The following is a 2,062-nucleotide window of genomic DNA, read 5'->3' on the forward strand; positions in this document are numbered from 1 at the left end:
GGTGGCGCAGTTCAGGCCGATCATGTCGATGCCCAGCGGCTCCAGCGCCGTCAGCGCCGCACCGATCTCCGACCCCAGCAGCATCGTGCCCGTCGCCTCCACCGTCACCGACACGATCAGCGGCAGGTCCAGGCCGGAGACCTCCAGGGCGCGGCGGGCGCCGAGGACGGCCGCCTTGGTCTGGAGCAGGTCCTGCGTGGTCTCGACGATGAGGGCGTCGGCGCCGCCCGCGAGCAGCCCTTCGGCGTTTCGCTGGTAGGCGTCGCGCAGCGTCGTGTACGGGGCGTGGCCGAGAGTGGGCAACTTGGTGCCGGGACCCATCGAACCGAGCACCCAGCGCTGCTGCCCGGTCCGCGCCGTGAACTCGTCGGCCACCTCACGGGCCACCCGGGCGCCGGCCTCGGACAGCTCGAAGGTGCGCTCGGGGATGTCGTACTCGCTCAGCGCGGCGAAGTTCGCGCCGAAGGTGTTGGTCTCGACGCAGTCCACGCCGGCCGTGAAGTACGCCTCGTGCACCGAGCGCACGATGTCCGGGCGCGTCACGTTGAGGATCTCGTTGCAGCCTTCGAGGTGCTGGAAGTCCTCGAGCGTGGGGTCCTGGGCCTGGAGCATGGTGCCCATCGCCCCGTCGGCGACCACCACACGGGTGGCGAGCGCCTCACGGAGGGCGAGGACGCGGGTTCGGTCATGGGCGCTCATGCGGGCTCCCCGAGGACAGGCGCGAGCGGTCGGGCCGCACCGGGGCCGTAGGCCCGCTCGACGACGGTGGACAGGTGCGCCGGGTCGACCTCGTGGGACTGCGAGCCCACCGAGCCGAGGACCACGGAGGCCAGGGCGCAGCCCAGGCGGGCCGCGGGCTCCAGCGGCACCCGGTGGCTGACGGCGGCCAGGAATCCGGCGCGGAAGGCGTCGCCGACACCGGTCGGGTCGGCGGTGGCGACGTCGGGGACCGCCGGGACGGTCAGAGAGGGCTGTCCGGCGTGTTCGACGCGTACGCCCTTCTCGCCCAGGGTGGTGACCCAGGTGCCGACGGCGGCGAGGACCTCGTCACGGCTCCAGCCGGTGCGCTCCATCAGCAGCGCGGCCTCGTACTCGTTGGTGAACAGCCACGTGGCGCCGTCCACCAGGTCACGGACCTGGTCGCCGTCCAGCCGGGCCAGTTGCTGCGAGGGGTCGGCCGCGAAGGGGATGCCGAGCTCGCGGCACTCGGCGGTGTGGCGCAGCATCGCCGCCGGGTCGTCGGGCGAGATCAGGACCAGGCCGGGGCGTTCGGTGCCGGCGAGGAGTACGCGCAGGTCGATCTCGCGTGACTCGGCCATCGCGCCCGCGTAGAAGGCGGCGATCTGGTTGGCGTCCTGGTCGGTGATGCACATGAAGCGGGCCGTCTGCCGCTGCGCGCAGACGCGCACGCCGCTCGTGTCGACACCGTGCTCCTTCAGCCACACCTCGTACTCGGCGAAGTCCGTGCCGACCGCTGCGACCAGCAGCGGCGACAGCCCGAAGCCGCCGAGCCCGAAGGCGATGTTGGCCGCGACCCCGCCCCGGCGTATCTCGAGCCCGTCGACGAGGAAGGAGAGCGAGACGTGGGCGAGCTGTTCGGGCAGCAGCTGCTCCGCGAACCGGCCGGGGAAAACCATCAGATGGTCGGTGGCGATGGATCCTGTCACCGCGATGCGCACGAGAACTCCTTCGGTCGCTTCGGTCGCTGGTCGCCGGTGGGGCGGGCCGTCGCCCGCGCGCCCGGCCCGCCCCAGGTGCCGGGCTCAGCTCCCCGCGGCCGCCCTCAGGGCCTCGGCGCGGTCGGTGCGCTCCCAGGTGAAGTCGGGCAGCTCACGGCCGAAGTGGCCGTAGGCGGCGGTCTGGGCGTAGATCGGGCGCAGCAGGTCCAGGTCCCGGATGATCGCGGCGGGACGGAGGTCGAAGACCTCCTTGATGGCGTTCTCGATCTTCTCCACGGCGACCGAGTGGGTGCCGAAGGTCTCCACGAACAGGCCGACCGGCTCGGCCTTGCCGATGGCGTACGCGACCTGCACCTCGCAGCGGGAGGCGAGGCCCGCGGCGA

Annotated in this window: 3 protein-coding genes; all 3 read right to left on the reverse strand. The window is 72.5% G+C overall.

Features of this window, described 5'->3' with window-relative positions:
* Nucleotides 1-699: homocysteine S-methyltransferase family protein (locus tag AB0M97_RS30740; RefSeq protein ID WP_365964259.1), on the reverse strand; the 699-nt coding region annotated here is incomplete at its 3' end.
* A complete protein-coding gene (locus AB0M97_RS30745) occupies nucleotides 696-1,679 on the reverse strand; it encodes a carbohydrate kinase family protein (RefSeq protein ID WP_365964260.1) in 984 nt (327 codons plus the stop codon). The genes AB0M97_RS30740 and AB0M97_RS30745, both read right to left, overlap by 4 nt.
* Before the next feature lie 84 nt (nucleotides 1,680-1,763).
* Nucleotides 1,764-2,062, reverse strand: a 299-nt coding sequence (locus AB0M97_RS30750; protein ID WP_365964261.1) for a methionine adenosyltransferase domain-containing protein, incomplete at its 5' end; no start/stop codon positions are given.

Origin of the sequence: Streptomyces sp. NPDC051207, from assembly GCF_040682395.1 — a bacterium.
Lineage (GTDB): Bacteria > Actinomycetota > Actinomycetes > Streptomycetales > Streptomycetaceae > Streptomyces.